This window comes from Paenibacillus dendritiformis (genome assembly GCF_021654795.1).
Taxonomy (GTDB): domain Bacteria; phylum Bacillota; class Bacilli; order Paenibacillales; family Paenibacillaceae; genus Paenibacillus_B.
In genome coordinates this window covers 371,793-396,184 of sequence record NZ_AP025344.1, presented here as the reverse complement: position 1 = coordinate 396,184, position 24,392 = coordinate 371,793, and the positions used below count along the sequence as shown (strand labels likewise).

16 protein-coding genes are annotated in these 24,392 nt (G+C 57.6%); 3 read left to right on the top strand and 13 right to left on the bottom strand.

The window, feature by feature from the left end:
• Position 1: 1 nt before the first annotated feature.
• Positions 2-550, bottom strand: coding sequence for an alcohol dehydrogenase catalytic domain-containing protein (locus L6439_RS01875; protein ID WP_237096715.1), 549 nt, complete (start codon positions 548-550; stop codon positions 2-4).
• A 182-nt stretch (positions 551-732) separates the two neighbouring features.
• Between L6439_RS01875 and L6439_RS01870 the strand changes: the two genes are divergently transcribed.
• Positions 733-1,206: a MarR family winged helix-turn-helix transcriptional regulator gene (locus tag L6439_RS01870; RefSeq protein WP_168178453.1), complete on the top strand. Its 474-nt coding sequence runs from the start codon at positions 733-735 to the stop codon at positions 1,204-1,206.
• Positions 1,207-1,264: 58 nt separating this feature from the next.
• On the opposite strand, the gene L6439_RS01865 is transcribed toward L6439_RS01870, so the two are convergent.
• The 6 genes from L6439_RS01865 to L6439_RS01840 all read right to left on the bottom strand — a co-directional run bounded on the left by L6439_RS01865 (position 1,265) and on the right by L6439_RS01840 (position 11,136).
• Positions 1,265-4,015 (bottom strand): EAL domain-containing protein, encoded by a 2,751-nt coding sequence (locus L6439_RS01865; RefSeq protein WP_213468730.1) that lies wholly within the window; start codon positions 4,013-4,015, stop codon positions 1,265-1,267.
• 298 nt (positions 4,016-4,313) lie between these two features.
• Positions 4,314-6,137: a S41 family peptidase gene (locus tag L6439_RS01860; protein WP_213468729.1), complete on the bottom strand. Its 1,824-nt coding sequence runs from the start codon at positions 6,135-6,137 to the stop codon at positions 4,314-4,316.
• A gap of 247 nt (positions 6,138-6,384) precedes the next feature.
• Positions 6,385-7,887 carry an MDR family MFS transporter gene (locus tag L6439_RS01855; protein ID WP_213468728.1) on the bottom strand — a complete coding sequence of 501 codons (1,503 nt, stop codon included), beginning with the start codon at positions 7,885-7,887 and terminating at the stop codon, positions 6,385-6,387.
• A 127-nt stretch (positions 7,888-8,014) separates the two neighbouring features.
• Entirely contained in the window at positions 8,015-9,625 is a 1,611-nt protein-coding gene (locus L6439_RS01850; RefSeq protein WP_213468727.1) for an ABC transporter ATP-binding protein, read from the bottom strand.
• Positions 9,626-9,637: 12 nt separating this feature from the next.
• Entirely contained in the window at positions 9,638-10,240 is a 603-nt protein-coding gene (locus L6439_RS01845) for an ECF transporter S component (protein WP_213468726.1), read from the bottom strand.
• A 164-nt stretch (positions 10,241-10,404) separates the two neighbouring features.
• The gene (locus L6439_RS01840; RefSeq protein ID WP_213468725.1) at positions 10,405-11,136 is read right to left on the bottom strand and encodes an energy-coupling factor transporter transmembrane component T family protein; all 732 of its coding nucleotides are present in this window, start codon (positions 11,134-11,136) and stop codon (positions 10,405-10,407) included.
• A 251-nt stretch (positions 11,137-11,387) separates the two neighbouring features.
• Between L6439_RS01840 and L6439_RS01835 the strand changes: the two genes are divergently transcribed.
• Positions 11,388-13,010: an MDR family MFS transporter gene (locus L6439_RS01835; RefSeq protein ID WP_168178446.1), complete on the top strand. Its 1,623-nt coding sequence runs from the start codon at positions 11,388-11,390 to the stop codon at positions 13,008-13,010.
• Between the two features lie 275 nt (positions 13,011-13,285).
• On the opposite strand, the gene asnB is transcribed toward L6439_RS01835, so the two are convergent.
• Positions 13,286-15,136, bottom strand: a complete 1,851-nt coding sequence (gene asnB / locus L6439_RS01830) for an asparagine synthase (glutamine-hydrolyzing) (RefSeq protein ID WP_168178495.1) — start codon at positions 15,134-15,136, stop codon at positions 13,286-13,288.
• A 148-nt stretch (positions 15,137-15,284) separates the two neighbouring features.
• A complete protein-coding gene (locus L6439_RS01825; protein ID WP_213468724.1) occupies positions 15,285-16,817 on the bottom strand; it encodes a cobyrinic acid a,c-diamide synthase CobB in 1,533 nt (510 codons plus the stop codon).
• A gap of 177 nt (positions 16,818-16,994) precedes the next feature.
• Between L6439_RS01825 and L6439_RS01820 the strand changes: the two genes are divergently transcribed.
• Positions 16,995-18,005 (top strand): alpha/beta hydrolase, encoded by a 1,011-nt coding sequence (locus L6439_RS01820; RefSeq protein ID WP_237096714.1) that lies wholly within the window; start codon positions 16,995-16,997, stop codon positions 18,003-18,005.
• 773 nt (positions 18,006-18,778) lie between these two features.
• On the opposite strand, the gene L6439_RS01815 is transcribed toward L6439_RS01820, so the two are convergent.
• The 4 genes from L6439_RS01815 to L6439_RS01800 all read right to left on the bottom strand — a co-directional run bounded on the left by L6439_RS01815 (position 18,779) and on the right by L6439_RS01800 (position 24,378).
• Complete coding sequence (locus L6439_RS01815; protein WP_213468723.1) at positions 18,779-20,524, bottom strand: DUF4091 domain-containing protein; 1,746 nt, start codon at positions 20,522-20,524, stop codon at positions 18,779-18,781.
• Between the two features lie 160 nt (positions 20,525-20,684).
• Positions 20,685-22,433, bottom strand: coding sequence for a glycoside hydrolase family 35 protein (locus L6439_RS01810; protein ID WP_213468722.1), 1,749 nt, complete (start codon positions 22,431-22,433; stop codon positions 20,685-20,687).
• Positions 22,434-22,642: 209 nt separating this feature from the next.
• Complete coding sequence (locus tag L6439_RS01805) at positions 22,643-23,914, bottom strand: methyl-accepting chemotaxis protein (RefSeq protein ID WP_213468721.1); 1,272 nt, start codon at positions 23,912-23,914, stop codon at positions 22,643-22,645.
• A gap of 41 nt (positions 23,915-23,955) precedes the next feature.
• The gene (locus L6439_RS01800; RefSeq protein ID WP_168179923.1) at positions 23,956-24,378 is read right to left on the bottom strand and encodes a disulfide oxidoreductase; all 423 of its coding nucleotides are present in this window, start codon (positions 24,376-24,378) and stop codon (positions 23,956-23,958) included.
• Between the last annotated feature and the right edge of the window lie 14 nt (positions 24,379-24,392).

Sequence of the window (24,392 nt, the reverse complement as noted above, 5' to 3'; positions counted from 1 at the left end):
TTCAGCCGCTCGCATTTCTCCTTCGTGCCGGCCGTGGCGGCGACTCTCGCCCCCGAGCCCGCGCGAGCTGAATCGCGGCCGTCCCCACGCCGCTTGCCCCGGCATGGATGAGGACCGATTCCCCGGCTCCCAGCGTCCCAAGTTGGAACAGGTTCAAATAGGCGGTCAAATAAGCCTCCGGCAGGGCCGCCGCCTGCTCCAAAGTGAGACCCGCGGGGACGGGCATCGCCATATCGGCCGGGATAACCGCATACTGGGCATAGCCTCCTCCCGGAAGGAGCGCCGCCACCCGGTCTCCCTCCTTCCATCCTGTCACTCCCGGGCCTACGGCCTCCACTGTCCCCGCCATTTCGAGGCCAAGGACGGGAGACGCTCCTTCCGGCACCGGATATTTGCCGCGCTTCTGCAGCAGATCGGCCCGGTTCAGCGCCGTGGCATGCACCCGGACAAGCAATACCCCCTCGCCCCAATGCGGCACCTCCACCTCTTTCCAGGTCAATTGAAGATCCGGTTCCACATGACAAGCCAGCATGTTTTTCGCATAGGTCATTCTTATTCCGCCTCCTTACGATCTCTCTCCATTATTGACGAATGGAGCGGAAAGATCGCGATCAAATTTAATATTCAAAATTTTCTGCACTTTTTCGCCGAAAGTGTGATCTATGACATGTTGGACATCATCTTAAGCTTATACGATGAAGATGTAACCAGTAAAGCGAGGTGGAAAGGACTATGTCTGAACGGGCGCAACGCGACACCGACGAAGCCCTGCATTTGTTCCGCGTATTCTCCAAAGCTTTCAAGAGCGTCTCCGATCATGCCGCTGCAGGCTGCAAAAAACAAGGCTACAACCCGACCGACTTTGCCGTACTCGAAATGCTCTATCATAAAGGACCACAGCCGATACAACAAATTGGGGCGAAGCTGCTGCTGCAGAGCGGCAACGTAACCTATGTCATCGACAAGCTCGTGCGCAACGGCCTGGTGCAGCGCCACCCTTGCTCCAAGGATCGGCGCGTCATTTTCGCCGAATTGACGGAACAGGGCCGGACAGAGATGCACAATATTTTGCCGAAGCAGGCTCAGACCCTGCGCCGGGCATTAAGCGGACTGAGCTTGGAAGAGAAGGCGCAAGCGATCATTCTGCTCAAAAAGCTGGGCATCCAGGCGGAAAAGCTCAGCCTTGTCACAAAAAAAGAGGGGTAACACGAGAAAGAAACGGCCGCGGTTGCGAATGCCGTTTCTTTGCTTTTTGACCCGTATATTACGCCTGTCCTCCCGCCGCTTCCGCGATGGCTCTCCCGTCCGCATAGTGGGAGAATTGACGGAAGCGCGCCGCGAATTCCTCCGCAGGCAGCGGATGGCTGATATAGTAGCCTTGGAAATGATGGCAGCCCAACGACTCCAAGTAATGGAACTCCTCCGCCGTCTCCACTCCTTCCGCTATGACGGTGAGATTCAAGCTGTGGCCGAGCTGAATGACGGCCTGCACGATCGAGGCGTTGACCGGATCCGCGGAGAGATGCCGGACGAAGGAACGATCGATCTTTAGCGTATGAACCGGCAATGTCTTCAATCGCTCCAGCGAGGAATAGCCGGTCCCGAAATCGTCGATGGCGATATTCATCCCGCGCCGCTTCAGCTGCCGCAGGACATGGTTGGCTTGTCCGACATGCTTGTGCACATAACCTTCCGTAATCTCCAGCACCAATTGCTCCGGTTCGAACTGGGCCTCCTGCACGATACGCTCCACCATCGCCACGAAATCTTGATTCAAAAACTGTCTCAGCGACACGTTCACCGACAGGCGAAGCGGCGGCATGCCCTGCTCCCTCCATTGGCGATGCTGCATACAGGCGCTGCGCAGCACCCATTCGCCAATCGGGATGATTAAACCGGTTTCTTCAGCGACCGGAATGAACTGCGAAGGCGATATATAACCCTGCTGCGGGTGCCGCCAGCGCAGCAGCACCTCGGCGGCGACGACCTTCCCCGCCCGATCGACAATCGGCTGATAATGAAGCGTCAGCTCCTCCCGCTCCATGGCCTTGTACAGCAAGCTTTCCAGCAGCATGCGGCCGGAAGCCAGATCCGGATGAATCTGATCGAAGAACATATAGGACTGCCCGCCCCGCTCCTTCGCCGCATACATCGCCGTATCGGCCTGCTTGAACAGGGCGGTCAGCGTACTCCCGTCATCGGGATAGAGCGCGATCCCGATCGATGCCGAGACGAAGAGTTCATGCGCTTGAATGCAGAAGCGCTCTCGGAAATGCTGAAGGATCCGCTGCGCCAATTTTTTGGCCTCCTCGCGTGTTCCCTTTTCCAGCAATATGACGAATTCATCGCCGCCCAGCCTGGCGCACAGATGCGCTCCCTCCTGCTTCGACAGACAATGGAGCAGGCGCTGCCCGGCTCGAACGAGCAGCATGTCGCCGATCTTATGGCCGAGCGAATCATTAATGTATTTGAATCGATCGAGATCGATGAACAGCAGCGCCAGTGACGAGGTGTCTACCTCAGCCCGCTCCAGCGACTTGTCCATCTCAATCGTAAAATAATGGCGGTTCGGCAGCTTGGTAAGCGGATCATAATAGGCCAGCCGCTGCAGGTGCTCTTCCGATTTTTCCAGCAGCTTCGTCTGCTGCACGAGATGCTCGTTCATGCGGTTAAGCTCGCGGAATTGCGCGGCAAGCCTCCCGGCCATGGCGCGGAAATTCAACATCAGGGAGCGAATTTCTCTGATCCGGCTATGCGGGCATGCCTGCCTCTCCCAATCCGCTGCCATCGGATCAACGCTCGTCATCCGGTTCAACCCGTCAAGGGAACGAACGAGAGAACGGCTGACCACAACCGCGATCCCCGCTACGATGCCCCACACGGCCAGCATCAGAGCAAGCTCCCCCACATAAAAATGAAAGATCGTCGGCAGGAACGCATCATTCGGGAGAAAGGCGGTAACCGCCCCCGCTCTTCCGGCCTCGCCATAGCGTTCCAGCACATAGTAGCCGTCTTTCCAGCGGCAGGTTCCATAAGGGTAGTGTGCCGCCCCTGGCAGCACGCGGTAGAAGCCGGCCACCCGGCTCCGCTCTACTCCATCTCCCGAGATTAACGTTTTGGGCAGAGGGAGGTCGGTTCGCACCGCACCCGCTCCTGCGAGCAACTTCTGCCGGGATTCCGCCCACATCCGGTCGCTCCACGCGATCCTATCGCCGCGCTCGTCCGTCAACGCGAACTTAAGCACGCCGTCCAGCGACTCCTCCTTCAGCACACTCTCCGCCAGCGGTACGTTCGCCCATACGCCGGGCCCGTTCTCCAGGAACCGCCGGCTCGATCCTTCCAGAGCACGCAGCGCTTCCTCGGCGCGGATCGACTGCTCCTCCAAATGGGCATACGCCTCGCGCTCCACTTCCATCAATACGCTGGCACTGCCCAGCCTCATCTGCGCGAGGAAGGAGAACAAGACGACGCCCAGCGCCAGATGAACGATAACGCGATGGAGAGAGAGCGGCCGGTCCGCGCTGCGTGCGAGAAGCCGCTGCCATGGCACATAGGCAAGCAGCATATCGGCGAGAAGCGCGTTGGCGATCCCATTGACAGCGAACGTGAAATATTGGAGCATGGCCTCTGTCCCGAACACGCCGGTTCGCGCCAAAAACAGCAGGGCGAAGGCCGGAGCTCCGACCGCAAGCCAGAACAAGCTGTCCCACAACAACAGCCTCCGTCTCCGGCGGTAGAGGAAGCCGACGACGGCGAGCTCCAATCCAATAAACGCCAGCATATCGATAGGATATCCGGCGAGATAGAACACCAATGCGGCCAGGATGGCGAACGCCATCGTTCGGACGGCACCGAACAGGACCAAAGCCACAAGGAAGAAAGCCCCACTCAGTGCAAATTCCACACCGAACGGGAACTTGATTTCGATTTGGGAGCCGATGACCCCCAGCAGAATAAGCGAGATGTAAGCAAGCCCCGTACGGCTTGAGTTCGGCAGTACCGAGGTATACGGCATAGAGGACGACTCCTTTGGCTGAAGGTAGTTCGACAATTCCCCTATTACCATTCGACACAAATCCATATTTTCCTACTTTATGCATAAAAAAACCGCCCCGCACGCAGGGAGCAGTGAAATACGCCCGTTTTTTTATTTTGGCGAATGGATTATAGTCGTATTTTCCCATTATGAAAATAAACCGGCACATCCAGTTTTGCGATGATCGTTGGCCGAGGTTTTCGAATGCCACCCTATTAAAATTTCTTGTACATAGGATATGGTTCGGACCGGAGTAAAACGGATGCGATCGCATCCGTTATCGTCGAGGACAACTCTGGGCAGCATTAATGACTTCGATTGCTTTCTCCATATAGATGTCGCGCCCTTCACGAAGCTCTTTAATGGTTCGCTTCACCGGTACGGTAGGCTGAATGCCGACGAGATGATGCTGGCTTCCGTCATGTTTCAATACTCTCATTCCTGTCCATCGAACATCAATGCCGCCCGGCAAATTCATATTGTTAATGTTCCCGTTTACGCCTGCCGTCGTTTCTCCGACGATTTCTCCTAATCGATAATGTTCAACGACACCCATTGTCGCTTCTACTGCGCTAAGGGAGGCGCCATAGGCAAGAAATACGATCTTCCCTTTGAATGTTGGTTGCAAAGGTTCAATTGTCGATTGCAGGTTGAGGTAAGAGTCGTTTCTTTGGTCGTGGTCCGGGTATACAAATATAGGTATATCGAATTTTGGCGATGTCATCTGCCGATCGCTTAAATAGGACAACATTTGAAGGTGAATAATTTCGCTCTGAGCGGGATATCCTCTTAAATCGAAGATAACTCCTTTTGCATTGGCCAGCTCATTCAGCTTCTCCTTAAATAGGTCAGGCGTTACCTGTGCTGTATTAACGTAATATATTTCGTCTCCGACTTTTTCAATAGAGACAGGACGAATAAATTCATCGACCACTTTATCTTTGCCCGAGAAAGGAATAGAGATGTTAAATCTATTTTCTTCGCGTTGAACCGTCAGTGTTGCTTTCTTTCCGATCTTCCCGGCCACAAATTGTTCGGCCGCTCTCCACCGTTTCAACTGCGTTGTGCCGGAAATATATTTTTCCAGTTGCTTAAAATAGGTTGTGGCGCTTTTCCCGTCAATATTTACGATGATATCTCCCGGTTTCAGATCGATGCCTTCTCTCACGTTCGATATGACCACTTGCTCTTCAATCCATTGAACGCTTAAAGGAAGGTAAGCCTGCTCACGGGTCTGATTTATTTGTTGAACCAAGCTATGCCCATCTTGGGTTTTCTCTAACATTTTTCTGATGGTTTGAAAAAACTGATCTGCTGTGCTGTCTATCAAGCTTTGCTCCAGCGTCTTTGTTAACGCTTGCTCCCAATCGACCTTGACTACATCGAAATAAGGATAAAAATGCTGAAGAACATTCCAAGTGATAACGATGTTTGCCAAGCGGACATTTTTATCATCTATTGAAGCTTTGGATAGATCGATGCTCGCCAGTTGCTGTTGAAGCTGCTTCATAGCGTGTGCCGATTTCGGTGTGGCGCCGATCGTTCCCTTATCGTCCCGGTATAACACCAGAGGAATGTGTGCATATACATCCGGAGTAATCTGCTTGGCAACCGTTTCCCCTGCCTGCAGAACCTGATCCGTAAGCTTCAATTCACCGATGATGAAAGCAAGCTTGCTAGAATCGTCAGATTGCAGCCGTAAACTCTTGTATACAGGATTGTTCAATCCGACGCCAATGTGTAGCCAAGCAGTCAAATTTTGGGCTTGTGCAGGCGGGCTGAGCCGACTTGCGTTGTCTTGCTTCGTAAGTTTCATCGTCGGAGCGATCGGATAGAAAAGCTCCTGCAATGTTGTTGTTAATTCATCTTTTGTTTTGGCAGCCCTTACTTGGATTACTCCATGAATGGCAAAACGATTCCAGTCGATCATCTCATTTTCATCGCTCGGGTGGAAGAATCTGACATATCCATATAGCTTGGCAAACGCCCGAACGTTCTCCAGCTCTTGATTAGCGGCTTTCTCCGTTTCCTTTGCAAAAGCGGGTACCGCTGACATAAGAAATAGGATTGCGGTTAAAACGATAAGGCTTGCCTTTTTCACTTTCCATTCTCCTTATCCACTGTTTTTATCGGCCGGCTATGTCTCCGTTGCATTTATTTAGCCGACGATTTGTTCATTCCGTAACCTCCTCTTTTCCTCATTATAGGGAGCTATATTATTCCAAGTAATGACCGCCAGGCCAGTCTATTATTAGACTCTAGCCCAGTATCTGGGCTAGACCTGTACCCATAAATCCGCTATTTAGGCACAAAAAAAACCGCCCCTTTAAGGGACGGTCCAATCTGTTCTATTTGTTGTTCAGCTTGCCCTTCGGCATCAGCAAGGTGCAACCGAGGCAGATGATGGAGACCGCGGCCATCGCGAGGAAGACGTTCTCGAGCCCCGTCTCCAGGAACGTGCGCAGGCTGTTCATGACATCCGGAGCCAGTTGGCTGGCGCTCTCCGGGTTCAACAGCTTGTTCAGATCATCGTCCGAAATGCGCGAAGCGACATCCGGTCCGGCTTGTCTGACCATCGACGCAATGCGTTCATTGAGGAAGGTGCCGAGCGCCGCGATTCCGATGGTCTGTCCGAGCGTGCGCACGAACGTGTTCAGCGCCGTGGAAGCTCCGCGCATATTCCAATCGACCGAGGACTGGACGATAATCGTGAACACGGTAATCGAGAACCCGAAGCCGAGCCCCGATACCGTCATCAGCGCGACGATGACCCACATCGACGTGGCGCCCGTAATGAAAGCCAGCCATATCGATCCGGCGGCAATGAGCGTCATGCCGATAGAGGAGGTCAGCCGCGGGCCGCTCTTGATCAGCATGCGGCCTCCGATAATCGAGCCGATAAGCCAGCCGATGGACATCGGCGTCAGCGCCATGCCGGAGCTGGTTGCGCTATGTCCCATGACGCCCTGAATCCAGAGCGGCATGTACGAATTGATGCCAATCAGCACGCTGCTGACCAGGAAACCGACGAGATTGGAGATGGCGATGTCCCTAATGCGGAACAGCTGGAACGGAACCATCGGTTCCTGCGCCGTTTTTTCGATACGGTAGAACCAGATGAGGAACACCGCAGACAAGCCGAGCAGAGCGAACATCCAAGGGGAGGTCCAGGCAATGTTCTGCCCGCCTGTGATGATGGCGAACAATAAGGCCGTCATCCCGATCGAGAAGGTCGCCGCTCCGGCGTAATCAATCGGCTTGTCCTTCTTCTCCACCTTCTCATGGAACAGCTTGGCGATCATCCATACGGAGACAATGCCGAAGGGGACGTTGAAGAAAAAGATCCAGTGCCAGGACAGGGAATCGACAAAAAATCCGCCGACCAACGGGCCGACCAGACCGGCTATGCCCCAGATGGAGCTGAAGAGCCCCTGGATTTTGGCGCGTTCCTCCAGAGTGAAGATGTCCGCCACGATGGTGAAGGTGGCGGGCATAACCGCGCCGGCACCGATCCCCTGAATAGCCCGGAACAGAATCATTTGCGTCATATTGGAGGATAAGCCGCACAGCATGGAGCCGCCGACAAATAAAATAGAGCCGAAAATAAAGATCTTTTTGCGGCCGAACAGATCGGCCAGCTTCCCGAACAAGGGCGTCGAGATGGCCGTCGTCAGCAAATAGGCGGAATAGACCCAGCTGATGAGCTTGAGTCCGCCCAGATCGGAGACGATCTGCGGCATCGCGGTGCTGACGACCGTAACCTCAATCGCCGCCAAAAACGTAGACAATAACAAGGCCAGGGTCACGAGCTTCCGTTCGCGCCCGGCCTGCATCGTTGCAGTGCTTCCCATTGCTTCATTCCCCTTCTCTGTCGCTTGCTCTCCGCTTCCAATGAAATTGGTGCTGTATATTGCAGCGCATGCTGCCGCTATTGTCTATCTTATCATGCCCTGTCCGGGCTGCGAACCGCGCGGCTCCTTAATGTTGGTCCGCTCCTGCGATCCGCCGCACGTCCGCGCCAAGCCAGCGTCCCGCCTCCAGAGAAGCCACGACCAACCGCGGATGGGCGGCCCCCTCCCATATCTCATCATGGGTGATAACCATCAAGCCGCAGCCCCGCCCTGCCTGCCCAAAGCACCAGTCGCGTATCAAGGCGGCGCTCCGGGCATCAAGCCCCGCTGTCGGCTCATCCAACAGCAGCACGGCGGGCCGGTGCAGGCCGGCCAGCGCCACGCAGAGCAGCCGCATAGCGCCGGCAGGCAGATCGTGAGGATGACGGCGGCGGTAACGGGACAGGCCCGTGGCACGAAGCAGATCCTCTGCCATCGCCGCAACCGCATCCTCCCGCTTGGCCTGCGCCGGCGGGACCGGAACGGTCAAGCGGCCGCTCCGCCAAGCCATAGCGGCCGCTTCGAGCGCTTCCTCTTCCACGGTGCGGGCGAGCAGCCCGGCTTCCGGCTGCTGCGGCACATACCCGATCAAGCGGGCCAGTTCATAGACGGAGAAGCGCGGCAGCGGCTGCCCGGCCAGCCGAATCTCTCCGGACATGCGTCCCGTTGGCCGCGGCATGCCCTTCGTCAGCAGCTTGAACAAGGTGGACTTGCCTGCTCCGTTCGGTCCGCGGAGAAGCAGGCACTGGCCCGGATACAGCGCGAACGATACGTCGTCAAGCGCTCGTTCCCGGCCGTTCGAGCCGGCGTTGTCCTTCCGTCTTTTCCCATACCGGAACGACAGGTTCTTCACTTCCAGCACAGGCGGCTCCTCTCGATGCTCTCCAGACAGAGGCTCCGCCCTGTTTACTTCATCCGCTCTTTCATTCGGCGCATTCGGCAGGGCGGGGAATGGCGGCGCGGACGGGAGGGCCGCGTTGGGCGTCTCCAACTTGTCCAGAGCCGCCGCCGCTTCCGGTTCCTCGAGTCCGCCATCATAGATGATGCGTCCTTCCTCGAGCAGAAGCAGCCGCACACCGGGCAACTTCCTAATCCAATCCTCCACCCGGGCTCCGGCGAGCACCGCCGTTCGCCCGGCGTGCCGCCCTGCGCGAAGCGTCTGCAGGAGCCGCTCCCGGGAAGCCGCATCCAGATGGCTCCATGCCTGATCCAGGATGAGCACCTCCGGCTCCATCGCCATCACCGCCGCCATAGCCGTCCGCTGCTTCTCTCCCCCAGACAGCTCCGTGATCGGCGCCTCCCGGAGCGGTTCAAGCCCGAACGCTTCCAGCTGCTCCTCGACCCGGCGCATGACCTCATCTGCAGGCAGCCCCATATTTTCCGGGGAGAAGGCAAGCTCGTCCTCTACCGTGCCGAGGATAAGCTGGGAATCGGCATCCTGCAAGGCCAAGCCGGCCGAGGCGGGCGGCTGGCCCTCCGGCGTCGCCGTCTTCCCTTGAAGCGCGCCTTCATGGGGCTGCATGACGCCGGCCAGCAGCTTGCACAGCGTAGTCTTGCCGCTCCCATTCGCTCCGGCGATATAGACGATATCGCCCCGGCGCAGCGTGAAGCTGCAATGGCGAAGGGCCGGCTCGTCCGCGCCCAAATAGGTAAAGGTCACGCGCTCGATGCGCATGACCTCTTCACGCAGAAATCCCATCGTGAAAGCCTCCTATTCCCGCGGCTCGCGGCTGGCCTTCCCCAGAGCGAACGGGCGAAGCGCCCGCGCGGACGCCAGCCGATCGCCGATCAGCTTCGTCAATGCCCCGCAGAGCAGAAGGCCGCTGAGGCAGCGGACCGCAAGCGTCGCGATCAATACCCACGTCTCATAATAAATGTACCCGAACATGAAGGCCGAGACGACGAACCAAATCGGAACCGCCGCCAAACCGATAAAGCTCATGGCTCCCCAGTCGTAGCGCCGGTACCGGAACAGATACAGCAGCGGCTCGATGGCGATGCCGTAGCAGAGCGCGGCCGCAATCGCCGCCCAAGCTCCGTAGGCGGTGCCAACAAGAATCTGCACGACGGCGCCAAGCGCGTAGGTGAAGATCGCCGCGCCCGGCTTGCGAATAATATAGGCGGCCAGCAGGCCGTAAATCATATATAACCCGACGATGGATGACGTCAGCATCGGTCCGCCCAACGAGTGCAGCAGCTTGTTCAGCCAGGACAAGCCGCTCGTCAGCACCCCGTTCGCCGCGGCCAGCAGCGCCATGAGCACCCATTCGCTCAAGGTCAACGAATGCCAAATTCGCGTGTTGGATGATGTCATCTGTGATCAACTCTCCCTTACGTTCTCCCTTTTGCGGAAGGGCGGATGGTGCGGCATCCTTTTCCTCTATACACGTTACAAGCCATGCGCTGGAAATGCAAGTAAAAAAGCGGCCCTGCCGGCGCCCGGTGTGCAGCCCCTGGGCCGCAAGGATGGCGGCCCGCTTAGCCGAACCACCATGTGGCGGAGGCTCCCAGCGCCGAGGCCAAGGCCAGTCCGATACCCGGGACCGGGAAGACGAGACGGCGCCGATACGTGCGCGGAGCGGCGCCGAACCGCTTCGCCTCCATCGCCGTGGCAATGTCCTGCACGCGGCGGAGCGTGTGCGCCGCCGCTCCCGCGATAACGCGCTGCAGCCGCTCAAGACGTTCCTCCGGGCTATGCGGCGGAACGAGGCGGCGCAGGCGCTCGGCGTGCCGGATGCGGGCCGTCTCGGCCAGCAGAATCGGCACGAAGCGCAGCGCAATCGCGGCCGCGTACGCGAAGCGGTCCGGCAGCCGCAAGTAGCGGGACATGGCGAGGACGACATCGCGCGGCGCCGTCGTCCCCGCATAGACGAGCGATGACAGGAACAACGTCATCGCCCTGAGCGTCAGCGCGGCCGACTGGAGGCCGGCCTCCCTCGTCAAGGCCAGCTTCCCAACGGTGACCCACGGCGTGTCGCCCGGGAGGACCAGCCACTGGAACAGCAGAAGCGGCAGGGCGAATCCGCCGATCGCTAACAGGACCAGCTTCCAACGCTGGGCCGTCCACCCGCTTCCGGTCAGGGCGATAACCAGAACGGCAAGGAACCACACGGCCTGCCACTCCACTTTCATGCTGATCATCACGGCCAATCCGGTGCTAAGCAGCCAGACACCCTTCGTCAAGGGGTCGATGCGAAGCAGCCAGCTCATAAGTCCTCCCCCTTTCTCTTGCCAGCGCCCGCCGAACAAGCTTCCCGGCTTTCGAACCGGCAACGGACGCATAAATTCTCAAGGCCCAAACCAACTTAATACAGATCGGGAAGAGCAGCGGGGCTTTCGTTGCCCGCACATCGAAAAATTCAATAAGCATCATACCGCTTAACCCGAAGAAAGTAAAGACGGAGCAAGCGCGGCGCAGCCCTCTTCAAAGACGCCGCCGCGTCATGGAAAGGAGCCCAGTCATGGCGGTAGAAGATATAGGGAAATCCCGGCGCAGCATGGTTCTCATCGGTCTCATTATGGGTATGTTTTTCAGCTCGCTCGAACAGACCGTCGTCGGCACGGCCATGCCGACCATTATTAAGGAACTTAGCGGCTTCGCCATCTTCGCCTGGGTGACGACGGCGTACATGATCTGTTCGACCACCGTCATCCCGCTCTCCGGCAAGCTGGCGGATCTGTTCGGAAGCCGGTTTATTTATTTGGCCGGATGGATTATTTTCGTCATCGGTTCATTTCTGTGCGCTACGGCGGTCAACATGGGACAGCTGATTGGTTACCGCGCTATTCAAGGGATCGGGGGCGGGCTGCTGATGCCGATGTCCCAGACGATTATCGGGATGATGTTCACCCCCGCCCAGCGGGCGAAATGGCAGGGGGTATTCGGGGCCATTTTCGGGCTCAGCTCCATCGTCGGACCCTTTCTCGGCGGCTTGATCGTCGATCATATCAGCTGGCACTGGATCTTTCTCATCAACGTCCCCTTCGGCCTCGTCTCGACCGCGCTCATTTTCATCGGGATGAAATCGATGAGCAGCCCGCGCGACAAAAACAAAAAGGTGCATATCGACTGGCTCGGCATCTTCACGCTCATTCCGGGAATCGTGCTGCTGCTGTACGGCCTGTCGCTCGATCACGCGAAATATGCCTGGACCTCCCCTTACAGCCTGTTTATTTTCGGCACGGCCCTGGGGCTCTTCCTCGTCTTCATTCCGATCGAGCACCGCGCGGCCGATCCGATTATCGACATGTCGCTGTTCCGCAGCCGCGTCTTCAATGTCGCGGTCGGGCTCGGCTTCCTGGTCGGACTCGGAATGTTCGGCGCGATTATGTTCGTGCCCATGTTCATGCAGGGCGTCCTCGGGGTGACGCCGACTCAGGCGGGCTCCACCATGACGCCGATGATGATTGCCCTCATCATCGCCAGCGTGCTCGGCGGCCGGCTTGTGCTCAAGCTCCCTTACCGCGCCGTCATGGCTTCCGGGATGGTGATCAGCGCCCTGGGCTTCCTGCTCATGTCCACCATGGGCATTCATACGACTCCGTTTACGGCCTACGGGTTCATGATGGTGCTCGGCTTCGGCATGGGCCTGGTCATGCCGCTCATTACCATCGTCGTCCAGAACGCGTTCCCCCGGGAGAAGCTCGGAACCGTCACCTCGGCGACGACCTTCTTCCGTTCCATCGGGAGCACCATCGGCACCACGCTCTTCAACGTCATCATGAACGCTGATATCGCAAGAAATATGACCGCAGCCATGCAGACCGCCGATCCGACAACGCAGGCGGTCCTTGAGCGGATCGGGACGGATTCGAACACGCTCTATCAGCTTCTGATCAACCCGGCGATGCTGCCGCTCGAAGGCGAAGCCAAAGCCGCCGTGCTCGACACGCTCAAGGAAGCGTGGTCGGCTTCCTTTTCGTCCGTCTTTTTGACGGGACTCGGGTTCATTATCGCCGGCATCGTGATCTCCTTGCTCATCGGCAACGGCCGCATCTCCCGCGACGGCCCAGGCCCAGGCCGGAGACGCCAACCGGACCCTGCCCAGGAAGGGGCGGACCGAAATTCCGCTCAGCCCGCCTAGAGACAACAAGCTGCAAGCCATATCTCCGAGGAAAGACCGGCCTGCAGCTTGCATTTTTTATACGACGATGCACTGGCTTCATGCCATGCATCTTGTGTGCTCGTGACTTCGGGTCAACTTCGACAACGGCAAGCTGAAAGCCGTCCATTGCGCACCATACGGCTTCAATGCCAGAAACATGGAGCCCTGACGCATACGGCGGCTCACCAAGAAAGGGCGCCTCTCCAAGGAGAAACGCCCTTTTCAATTCATCATATTCTTTACGCCAGTCCGGACTATTGCTTGCGCATATACGTCCGATACCAGAGTCCGAACACGTACAGCACCCAAATTTTGCGGGAATAGTCGCCTTGGCCGTTCCGGTGGCGGCGGAACATTTCTTCCACCGCGCTCAGATTGACGAGCGGATCGATGCCGCTGGCGGCCAGTTCCTCCCACATGATGCCGGCCCGCTCCGTGCGCAGCCAATCGCGCATCGGGACAGGGAAGCCGAGCTTCGGCCGGTGAAGCACCGAATCCGGAATAATGCCCTCCATCGCTTTGCGCAGCGCATACTTCGTCGTCTTCTCGGCAATCCGGTAGGAAGCAGGGATCGTGCGGGCGACGTCAAATACTTTGCGATCCAGGAACGGGACGCGCAGCTCCAGCGAATGCGCCATCGTCAGCTTGTCCGCCTTCATCAAAATGTCGCCCGGCATCCACAGATTCATATCGATATATTGCATCCGCGATACCGGATCGAGATGGCGGGTGCGATCATAATAGCGGCGAGCGATATCGAACGGCTTCTGGTAGGCCGCTATCTCTTCGGCGCCGACGCGCAGCAGTTCCGCCTTCGCATCGTCGGTCATGATATTGGCATTGCCCAGGAAGCGCTCCTCCAGCGGAGTCGTTCCCCGCAGCAAGTAATTTTTCCCGTAGAAAGAGAATGGTACGGCGCGCACCATCTTGTTCACGACGCGCTGCATTCCTTCCGGCATCCAGGACAGATAGCGCAAGGAATGCGGCTCGCGGTAGATGCGATAGCCGCCGAACAGCTCGTCCGCGCCTTCCCCGGACAACACGACCGTAACATGCTCCTTCGCCAGCCGCGCGACCTCGTACAGCGCGATCGCGGACGGATCGGCTACAGGCTCGTCCAGATGCCAGATCGCGCGCGGCACGGCGTCGAAATACATCTCCTGCGTAATGATCCGATCATAGTGCTCGGTACCGATCTGCCGAGCCGTATCGCGGGCGATAATCGTCTCATTGTTCGGCCCCTCGAAGCCGACGCTGAACGTCTTGATCGGTTCGATGGAACGCATGAGCGTGGACGTAATCGTCGAGTCGATGCCGCTCGAGAGGAAGCAGCCCCGCTGCACCTCGCTGTGCAGATGATGCTCTACCGAATCGCGCATGACATGGCGAATCTCGTCGATAACCTGAGCAAGCGGTCGATCGACCGGTTCGAACATCGGATCCCAGTATTTCTCGATCACCGGCTGCCCGCCCAGCGAAATCGTCATCGAATGAGCCGGCGGCAGCTTGTAGATTCCGGCGTACATCGTCTCCGGATCGGGAACGTATTGGAAGGTCAAATAGTTGTAAAAACCATTCATATTGACCTGACGGGCCACGCCCGGAACGGCCAAAATGCTCTTGATCTCCGATCCGAAGACGAGCATCTCGTCGTTCATGTAATAATACAGCGGCTTGATGCCGAAATGATCGCGGGCCAGGAACAGCTCCTGCTTGTTCCGATCCCAGATCGCGAAGCCGAACATCCCCCGGAGATGGTTGACGCACTTCGTTCCGTATTCTTCATACAGGTGCAGAATACATTCCGTATCTGTATTGGTTTTGAACTGATGGCCGCGGCCGAGCAGATCCTCGCGCAGCTCCAAATAATTATAAATCTCGCCATTAAAAATAATCCATACCGAATCATCCTCGTTGCTCAGCGGCTGCGCGCCTTCCGCCACGTCAATGATGGACAGCCGGCGGAAGCCCAGGCCGACCCTGTCGCCGATCCACAGCTTCGCATCGTCGGGTCCCCGATGATGGATCAAATCCATCATGCTGCGAATGAGATGTTCGGATGGTTGTTGATCATGAAAATGATAGATTCCGGCAATGCCACACATCGGTTCCAAATCCTTTCGCTCATTGCATACGTACATGCATGAAGTATGTCAACATATAGTTGGCGCTAGTCGGCACTTGCCGCAATCGCGGCATAGCTAGCTGGATATCGTATACCGGCCTTGACATTTTTAGACCCGTACTGATTCATTATATACGTTTTTGACGAAATGCGACACAGGCCTCGCGCCAATTCGCCACAATCTCCGGATTGGACGCGAAATGAAGATGCGTATACCCGGCAACGAGCGGAAGTCCTGCCGGATGAACCGCTCCTTCCGGCTTCTCCCCGGCTCTCCCCCGGGACAGATAGGCCGGAGGATAAGCTTGCTTCGGCCCGTCCTCAGGCTCCTCGATCGTCGAATAATGGAACTCATGTCCTCTCGCCGTGCCGCCCCGCAGCAGGAAGTTGGCATCCGTCCCGGTTACCTCCCGGTAGCCAAGCGCCGCCAGCTTCGTGCCCATCCGCGTCTCGCCCGGAAGCAGACCGGCCAGCGACCGGACTTCGCCATCGACGGTGACAAGCCGTTCCATCAGCAGCATGTACCCGCCGCATTCCGCGAACGTCGGCATGCCCGCCTCTACGGCTTCCCGGATGGAACCAAGCGTCCGGCCGCATCGCGCCAACTGCTCGGCAAAGGCCTCCGGGAAGCCTCCCCCGATATAGAGCCCGTCGGCATCCTCGGGCACCGGCTCGTCCAGCAGCGGCGAGAACCGCACCAGCTCGAAGCCTGCCTCTTCGAGCATCTCGAGATTATCCGCGTAATAGAAATGAAAGGCGGCATCATAAGCGAGCGCCAGCCGGAGCCGTCGCTCCGTTCCGCCGCCCGGCGCCCCCGTTCCGGCGCCTCCCGCCTCGTCCCCTTCACCCGCGGGCTGGGGCATCCCGCTCGCCTGCTCCATGGCGCCGCCGCAGATGGCCGTGTCCACCCTATTGGCCGCCCCGGCCGTCGCGATCCGAAGCAGCGTCTCCATATCCGTATGCGCTGCGACGGCGTCGGCCATCCGGTCGAACAGCGTCTCCAGCCCGCTCCGCTCCACGGCCGGGACGAGGCCGAGATGCCGCTCCGGCACCTGCAATCCGTCTTCCCGCAGCACATAGCCCACCAGCGGGACGCCGCACACCTGCTCTACCGCTTCGCGAATCAGCTTGCCGTGGCCTTCGCTGCCGACCCGGTTCGCGATGACGCCCGCCAGGCGAACCTCGGGATCAAGCTGCTGGAAGCCAAGCACGATCGCCGCGGCGCTCCGCCCCATGCCTGACGCATCAATGACGAGAAGCACCGGGCAGTCGAGATGTTTCGCAATCGAAGCCGCGCTCCCCTCATCGCTGTCGGCGCGGCGCCCGTCGTACATCCCCATCACGCCCTCGATAAGCGCGATATCCGCCGCGGCGGAATGGCGAAGGAAGGTCGCCCGCATCGCTTCCGTTCCGCACATCCATTCGTCCAGATTGCGGGAGCTTGCTCCGCACACGGCGGTATGATAAGTCGGGTCGATATAGTCCGGGCCGCATTTGAACGGTTGGACCCTCCAGCCTTGACGGGTAAGCGCCCGCATTAATCCAAGGGTGACAGTCGTCTTTCCGGTCCCGCTTCCGGTTCCGGCGATAAGCAGCCGGCGCGGCCCCTTTTTTGGATTACGATCGATAAATGTCGATTGAGTTGAGTGAAGTTCGGACATGGTGTCTTATCCTTTCGCGTCTCTTTTTCCCCATTGTACAGAACCTCTGCCGCGAACGCCAATCAGACCGCGTAGACGAACGGCAGCATCCTGACCGGAGGGATGTGTAAATTGCCATTTCCCTGCACAACCTAATCGTATCGTATCGACATTAACCGACAAGGGGAACTCGCGGATATGATCTACATCTTCCTGGCCTGCACGCTTATCATTCTCTTCGTTCTAATCGCATGGATTGTTCCGAGATATGCCGTCTACCAGATGACCCGCAAAAAACCGGCCACCTACGACAATTGCTTCGAGCTGTTGGAGCAATATCGCGTCTTCAGCAAAAAGGAATTCGACGATTGCGACAAAGAAGAAATTTTTATTCGCAGCCGCGACGGATTGAAGCTTCACGGCACCTACATTGAAAAGCATCCCTATTCCGATCGCATTGTCATTATCGTGCACGGATACACATCCGCCCTTCCCTGGTCGGCCCAATTCATGAACATGTTCTTCAAGCTCGGGTACAATGCCCTTCTGATCGATCAGCGGCGGCACGGACAGAGCGAGGGAATCCGCACCACCTTCGGATTCAAGGAAAAGGGCGACATTGAAGACTGGGTAGACTGGATTATCGAAAAGAAAGGAACGGACTGCACCATTGGGCTGCATGGCCAGTCTTTTGGCGGGGGCACCGTGCTGGAGTACGCGGCGAATCCTCATCCGCGCGTGAAATTCATCGTCGCCGATTGTCCTTATTCCGATCTGACCGAGCTCATACACCATCAGGTCGCCGTACTGAATCGCCTTCCGGCCTGGCCCTTCATGAAATTGATCGATATCCTGCTGGAAAGCAAAGCCGGCTTCCGGTTGAACGATGTCAGCCCAATCAGGGTGATGCGGACCTGCAAGCTTCCGATCCTGTTCATCCACGGGGCGGCGGATATATTCGTTCCGACCCAAATGAGCATCGATATGTACGAAGCCAAGCCCGAGCCCAAGGAACTGCTGCTGGTAGACGAAGCTACCCATGGGGTTGCCTATTGCTACGACAAAGAACGGTATGCCGACACAGTGATCCAATTCGTCATCGAACATACCGGCCTTCCAACCGCCCGCGAAATGGAGGAGATCCATCCGGGCAAGCACAAAGACTCGGCCCCGGTCGAGCAGCCGTACCGCCTGCCAGGCGCACCATGAATCCCATGCGTCCATACACCGTACTACGTGACATGGCACGGCCAAGCAAGCCGGCGAGTGCATGCTCGACATGCACTCGTCCCCGGAAGCGGTAGCCTCGGGGATCCCCTAACCAAGTAGACGACCCGGGCCTGCGCTTCAAACGGGCTATTTGTTCCTCAACCGCCAGCAAGTCGCTCATAAGCACCTTCTCTACGTTTACTTCTCTATCAACGGTCTACGCTTCCACGGACCTTCTCAGTCATACCCTCCCGAGTCCTTTGGGTCAATATCCCATTAACTCATAATTTGGCGAAGCCGTTACATCCAACATTATATCTCCATGGCTGTTTGGTTCTTTCCAAATAACTCATCTATCGCCGCCACACGTCCTTAACAACATTCGTTCGAAGGCCCGGCTTCACGAAAACGAGGCGATTAAGAATAGGCTGCAATTGCATCTGTGCCGGACAAGTCATTGCTGAGCCATAGGGAGATTGCTCGTAAGCGCGGCACACCCGCTTCTCTTATGAGCCAAGGGGATAATGTCCATAAGTGTCGCGCCCACTACCGCCCTCTCTTTCTGAACCATAGGGATAATGTCCGTAAGTGTCGCACGACCCAGCTTCTTTCCTGACCCACAGGGAGATTGACCATAATTTTCCCATACCTGTTCTCTTTATGAGCCATGGGAGATTGACCAAAAGCATCGGACGCACCTGCTCTATTCGCCCCTCCTCCCCCAAATCAAAAGCGGCACCCGCAAGTCCGGGTGCCGCTGCATATTGAATCGGTTACGCCTGAGCCAGGCCTGATCCAAGCTGGAACAGCAGGCTGTCGTAATCTTCGGCCTTGAGGCTGTACAGGGCTTCGGGAGCAGCTCCGCGCTCCGGATCGCATTCCCTTATGTCTCCAAACCGGAAGACGCGATCGAGGGAAGCCTGCACCTGGGCGTATTTGCCTTCCTCCTTCAAAAGCTGCATCAGTTCATAGTCGCGGATGCCGCGCTGCAGCCATTTGTAACGCAGGGACAATAGCGGCTTGCCCAGCGGGCCCGGATAGACGAAGTTCGTATCGCCGGCCTTCCATATTTCAGAGCGGTAGGCGATCCGCTTCAGCGGCTTATCGGGCCAGACGGTATAGTTCCAGCGCAAGAAGCCATCCGTGCCGAGGCGCTCCGCGAACCAAGCGATGAGCCGGCTCTCCAGCGGCGGGGAAGCCAGGAACGTATTCGGGCGGGCCGGGTTGCAGCAGACGTAATAGAGCAGCTTGCCCTCGATCGACGGACGCTGGTCCATCAGCCGCTGATGCTCCTTCACGACGCAATTGAACAAGGGCACATAATCGGATACGCCCCCCAAGCCTTTTTCCACAAACTCTACGTGGTTGATCGCAACCTTGTAACGGAAGGAAGGAGCCGTGCTGCGCAGCCAGGTCAGGCGGCGATGGAACAGATCATATTCAGCCGGCTCGTCTGCCAGAATCCGAACGCGATCGATCCGGCCGGCGGCCACAAAATGCTTCTCCAACGCCTGAACATACGCCTTCAAGTCCCCCTCTCCCCGCATAAAGCGGTACGTTCCGCTAGCTTCGTCGTAGTATCGGATACGCATCCCGTCGGGAGCACCCTCGACAATCGCCCCGTACCCCGCATCGGCTTCCTGCCAAATGTTCAACAGCCCGAAGACCTCGATCTCCTCGCAAATGCCATGCTTCTCTCCCAACGCAATGTATCGGTCCAGCGCGGAAAAATCATAGTGGAAGGCGCCGTCCGCGCTTCTGCGGACGCCGACGATGCTGTACTCGAACAGATCGGACGGCTCGCGGTCGTTATGGGAGAATTGTCCGGACCACGGAATCTCGGATGCGATGACGGTCAATGCCTTTTGCCCCAGCCGGGCCATGCTCTCCAGGTAGGCGTCCAGTACGGAGAAATGCTCTTCCGTCCAGTAGCCGGTATGATATTTGCGCGCAATATTGGAGCTATGCTGCCACAAATCGAGATAGAATCGATAAGCTCGCGGCTCGGGCAGCGTCTGCGGCAATACGGTCCAGCGGAAGCTGCATTCTCCTGCCAGTTGTTCATCCTCGAACAACGTATGCGTGTAGATGCGCACCTTCCCTTCGTATGTTCCCGGCTCCATCTTCTCGTCCGCATGCCATTCCACCCATACCGGCTGCACCTGCCGGGCTTGCACATGAAAATGGGCATCCTCAAGCAGCAGATCAGCCTTCGGCGTGCCGTCGTCATCTTCGATGAAGCCGACAAGCTTGATCTCCGGCCGCACGCGTACGCCCTCGGCCGACACTTCGATGCGGGCGATGCGAAGCGGGCCCCCCTTCCAGAACAGCGCATCCGGCCGTGTCGTCAGCAGGAAAGGCTGATCGTCCGCCACAAGCACCTGGAACGCGGCGCTGTCCCGCCGGCAGCTGATTATCTCACAAGGGGCACTGCCTTCCGCCGCATGTTGGGTATAATGGGCCCATTCCTTCCAAGTGCGCGTTTCCCTATGAAACATATTTGTCAAGCCAATATACATCGAGATCTCACTCCTCTGCCGCTCGCATGGTTCACGGCGCTGGCGAACCGATGCTGCTGGAACTGGAATTGCAGGCGAACATCTGCGCGAATCCCGTCATAGCGATTCTGGTGGAAATGAATATCCACTATTTTCGTTATCCAGATGAACGAAAACGAAGTTATTTCGATAAAGAAGGGGCTGCTTCAAACCGCAGCGGCTCCCCTTCCCGATGGAGCTCGAAGACGATGATTTTATTCTCGCCCTGGCGTAGCAGCGGCCCCGGAACATACAGAGTTTGCTGCGGGCCTGCAACCCAATATCGTCCCAGATTGAAGCCGTTCACGAAGACAACGCCCTTCGTCCAACCGTCCAGACGGAGAAATGTATCCTTCGGTTCTTCCTCAATAACGAGCTTCGCTTCATAGAATCCGGGCTGTTCCTCTTCCCATGCCGCAGTGCCTGCATCGAAGCTCAATCCGGCAAGCGTCTCGAGCTCCAACGAGCGTACCTGCCAGTGGAACAGGAACTGTCCGTTCAGGCGCACGCCGTGCGTAATGCCTTTGCGATCGTACAGTTGAGGCCCGTAATTGACCCGGCCCATATTTTCGACCAGGATGTCCAACTGGGCTCCGCCTTCCGGAATCGTGACCGGAATCGATTGCGGATTCCATCGCTCCACGACGCCGGCCAGCTTGCGATCAAGAAAGACGAGCGCCCGATCCCGCACATCCTGAATCGTCAACCGGCTCTCCGGACGCGGACCGCTGACGCGAGTCGAATAGACGATGAAGCCGTTGTTCTGCCCATACTTCTCCATCGGTTCCGGGCAGATGCTGTCCCGGGCCTCCGTCATCGGTTCCAGGGTATCGAACAGTCTTACGCGGCGAGTGATCGGGGCCGAGCCATAGTCCGCCTTCGGCGTATTCGCGGGCAGTTCCTCCTCTGGAAGGGAGGCATATTTGCCGATAACTTCTCGGAAGGCATGGAACTTCGGCGTCAAATCCCCGGACTCGCTAATCGCGGCGTCATAATCATAGCTTGTAACGGTCGGCTCATATTTCTCGCCGTGGTTGGCGCCGCTGCCGAACCCGAAGTTCGTCCCCCCGTGCGCCATATAGAAATTGACGGAGGCGCCCATGCCGAGCATGTCGTCAAGCACCCGGACGGCATCCTCCGCATCGCGGGTATGGTGCTGTTCGAACCAATGGTCGAACCAGCCGTTCCAATACTCCATGCACATGAGCGGCCCATCGGGCTGGTACTCCCGCAGCTTGTCGAACGCTTCCTTCGGGCGGGAACCGAAGTTGACGGTCGCGAGCACCCCTTCCGCCATGCCTCCCTGCAGCATATCGTCCTGTGGGCCGTCCGAGGTGAACAGCAGCACGTCGATTCCGCGCTCTATCAGCATCGTGCGCTGCGCTTGCAGATATGCCTGGTCGTTGCCGTAGCTTCCATATTCGTTCTCGATCTGAACGGCAATAATCGGACCTCCCTTGGTGGCCAACAGCGGCGTCAATTGAGGAAGCAGCGCATCATAATAAGCGGCCACCTTCTTCAAAAACCGCGGATCGCTGCAGCGCAATCTTATGTCATCCTTCAACAGCCAGGCCGGGAGGCCGCCGAATTCCCACTCGGCGCAAATGTACGGGCTTGGGCGGACAATCACATACAATCCAAGCTCGCCCGCGAGGCGGATGAAGTTCGCCACATCCGCCATGCCTTCGAAATGAAACTCGCCCTCGCGCGGCTCATGCACATTCCAGGCTACGTACGTTTCGATGCAGTTGCAGCCCATCGCCTTGATTTTACGCAGACGATCCTCCCAATAGGCCGGCACTACGCGAAAATAATGTATCGCGCCGGAAATAAGCTGAATGGGACGGTCTCCCATCGTAAATTGCCCTTTGTTATAAGAAAGCGTTGTCATTGGCTTCTCTCCTTCGCCGATATCATCCTGTATCCTGCCTGCTCCTTCGATCTCCAGCAGATCTTACCTTGATGATAGCGGTTTTCGAGCAAATGAACATGCAGTTTTTTTACCATCTGCATGCACAAATGTTGCAAAAAAAGACTTGCCCCGCTCACGGCGGATGCAAGTCTCGTTCGATCTTCATGTTCTTCCATGCGGCTTGCGGCTCAGCCCCGGAACACTTCGGTCTGCTTCTTCAAGCGCGCTGCCTGCTCCCGCAGCACCTCCGAGGATGCGGCGATCTCCTGCATCATCGCGGTCTGCTCCTGCGTGGCGCTCGCCACCTGCCTTGTGCCTGACGCCATCTCTCCCACGACGACGGCCATCTGCTTCGTCTGTCCCAGGGTAGCGGCAAATTGCTCGGTCTGCCGTCCGACCGCCGATGCGATATCGCGCATCGAAGAGGATGCCCGCCGCGTCACTTCCGCAATCGTGTGAAGCGCTTCCGCGGCATCGTCTTTTTTACCCGCTTCGACGCTGACCATCTCCACTTGGGCGGTAATGAGCCGAACCGCTTCTTCAACCTGGGCCTGCATATGTACGATGCGCTCGTTAATGCTGCCGACGGCTTCGGCGCTCTGTTCGGCCAGCTTGCGAACCTGGGAGGCGATAACCGCGAAGCCGGCGCCCTGCTCCCCGGCACGGGCCGCTTCGATTGACGCATTCAAGGCCAGAAGATGCGTCTGATCCGCGATCTCGCGTACGGCAATGGAAATATCCCCAATCTGGGCAGCCTGATCATTCAGTCGCTCCACGGTCTGAATGGAGGCTTGGCCGGATTCGGCGGCATGAAGCATGCCGTCGATGATCGACTTGAGCATCTCCTCGCTGGCGGCCAGCGCTCCCAGCATATCAGAGGTCATCCGCTCGGTATTGCCTGCCTGGCGCTGCACGTCCAGCGCGGACTCGTGGATCCGTTCCACCGTCGCCGCCGATTCGGCCGTCCATTCGGCCTGCTGCTCGGCCCCACGGTTCATTTCCTCCGCCGTTCTTGAAATATGCTCAATCTGCGCGGCTGCCGACGCCATCGCATCCCCGAGCATTTCCGTATTCCGCGTCGTAATCTCCACGCTCTGCTTAATCTCCGCAATCATGCTCCGCAGGTTGCGGATCATCGTTCCGAACGATTCGGCGAGAACGCGAATCTCATCATGGAAGCGATAGTCCGGAATGTCGACGTTCAGATTGCCCTGCGCCGCTTCGTCAGCCGCCTTCGCCAACTGGGTCAGCGGGTTGACGACGTAGCGGGCGGCCAGCCACCCGAGAAAGCATGTCCAGAAGATGCCAAGCGCAAAAATAATGGCATCATAGACAACGGCGTTCATATCCGGCGCCAAGACCGGCTTCAAAATAAAGATGAAAAAACCGCTGGTCGCATACGTGACCGCCGATACGATCAGCAACCCCAACACCATTTTCGTCTGAAATCCGAATTTCATCTTGTCATCTCCCCATGATTGATGAACGGTATGGTTTGTCTCTACTCTTCGGATTCGTCCTTACTCGCGGTGAACAACAGGATCGTAATCAAGACAAAAGCAACGAGAGCCAGCAACGGAATGGTAACCCAGCCAAATAGATCAAGGTAATCGGAGCCGCAAGGCACGCCGGTCCGGCAAGGCGAGATCTCCTCCATGCCAGGAACTTTCTGCACCATGTAATGATAAATGGACACCGAGCCTCCGATGATCGACAGCGGCAAGGCGTAGCGGAAAATCCCCCGATCGCCGCGGTAAGCGGCAATCCCCAGCAGCAGAACAAGCGGATACATGAAGATACGCTGTACCCAGCACAGCTTGCATGGTTCCCAGAGCAGGACTTCACTCATATATAAGCTGCCGCCCGTCGCGATGACGGCGACGAGCCAAGCAAGATGCACAGCATATCGTCGAATGCTCGACATAACGGTTCCCCCAG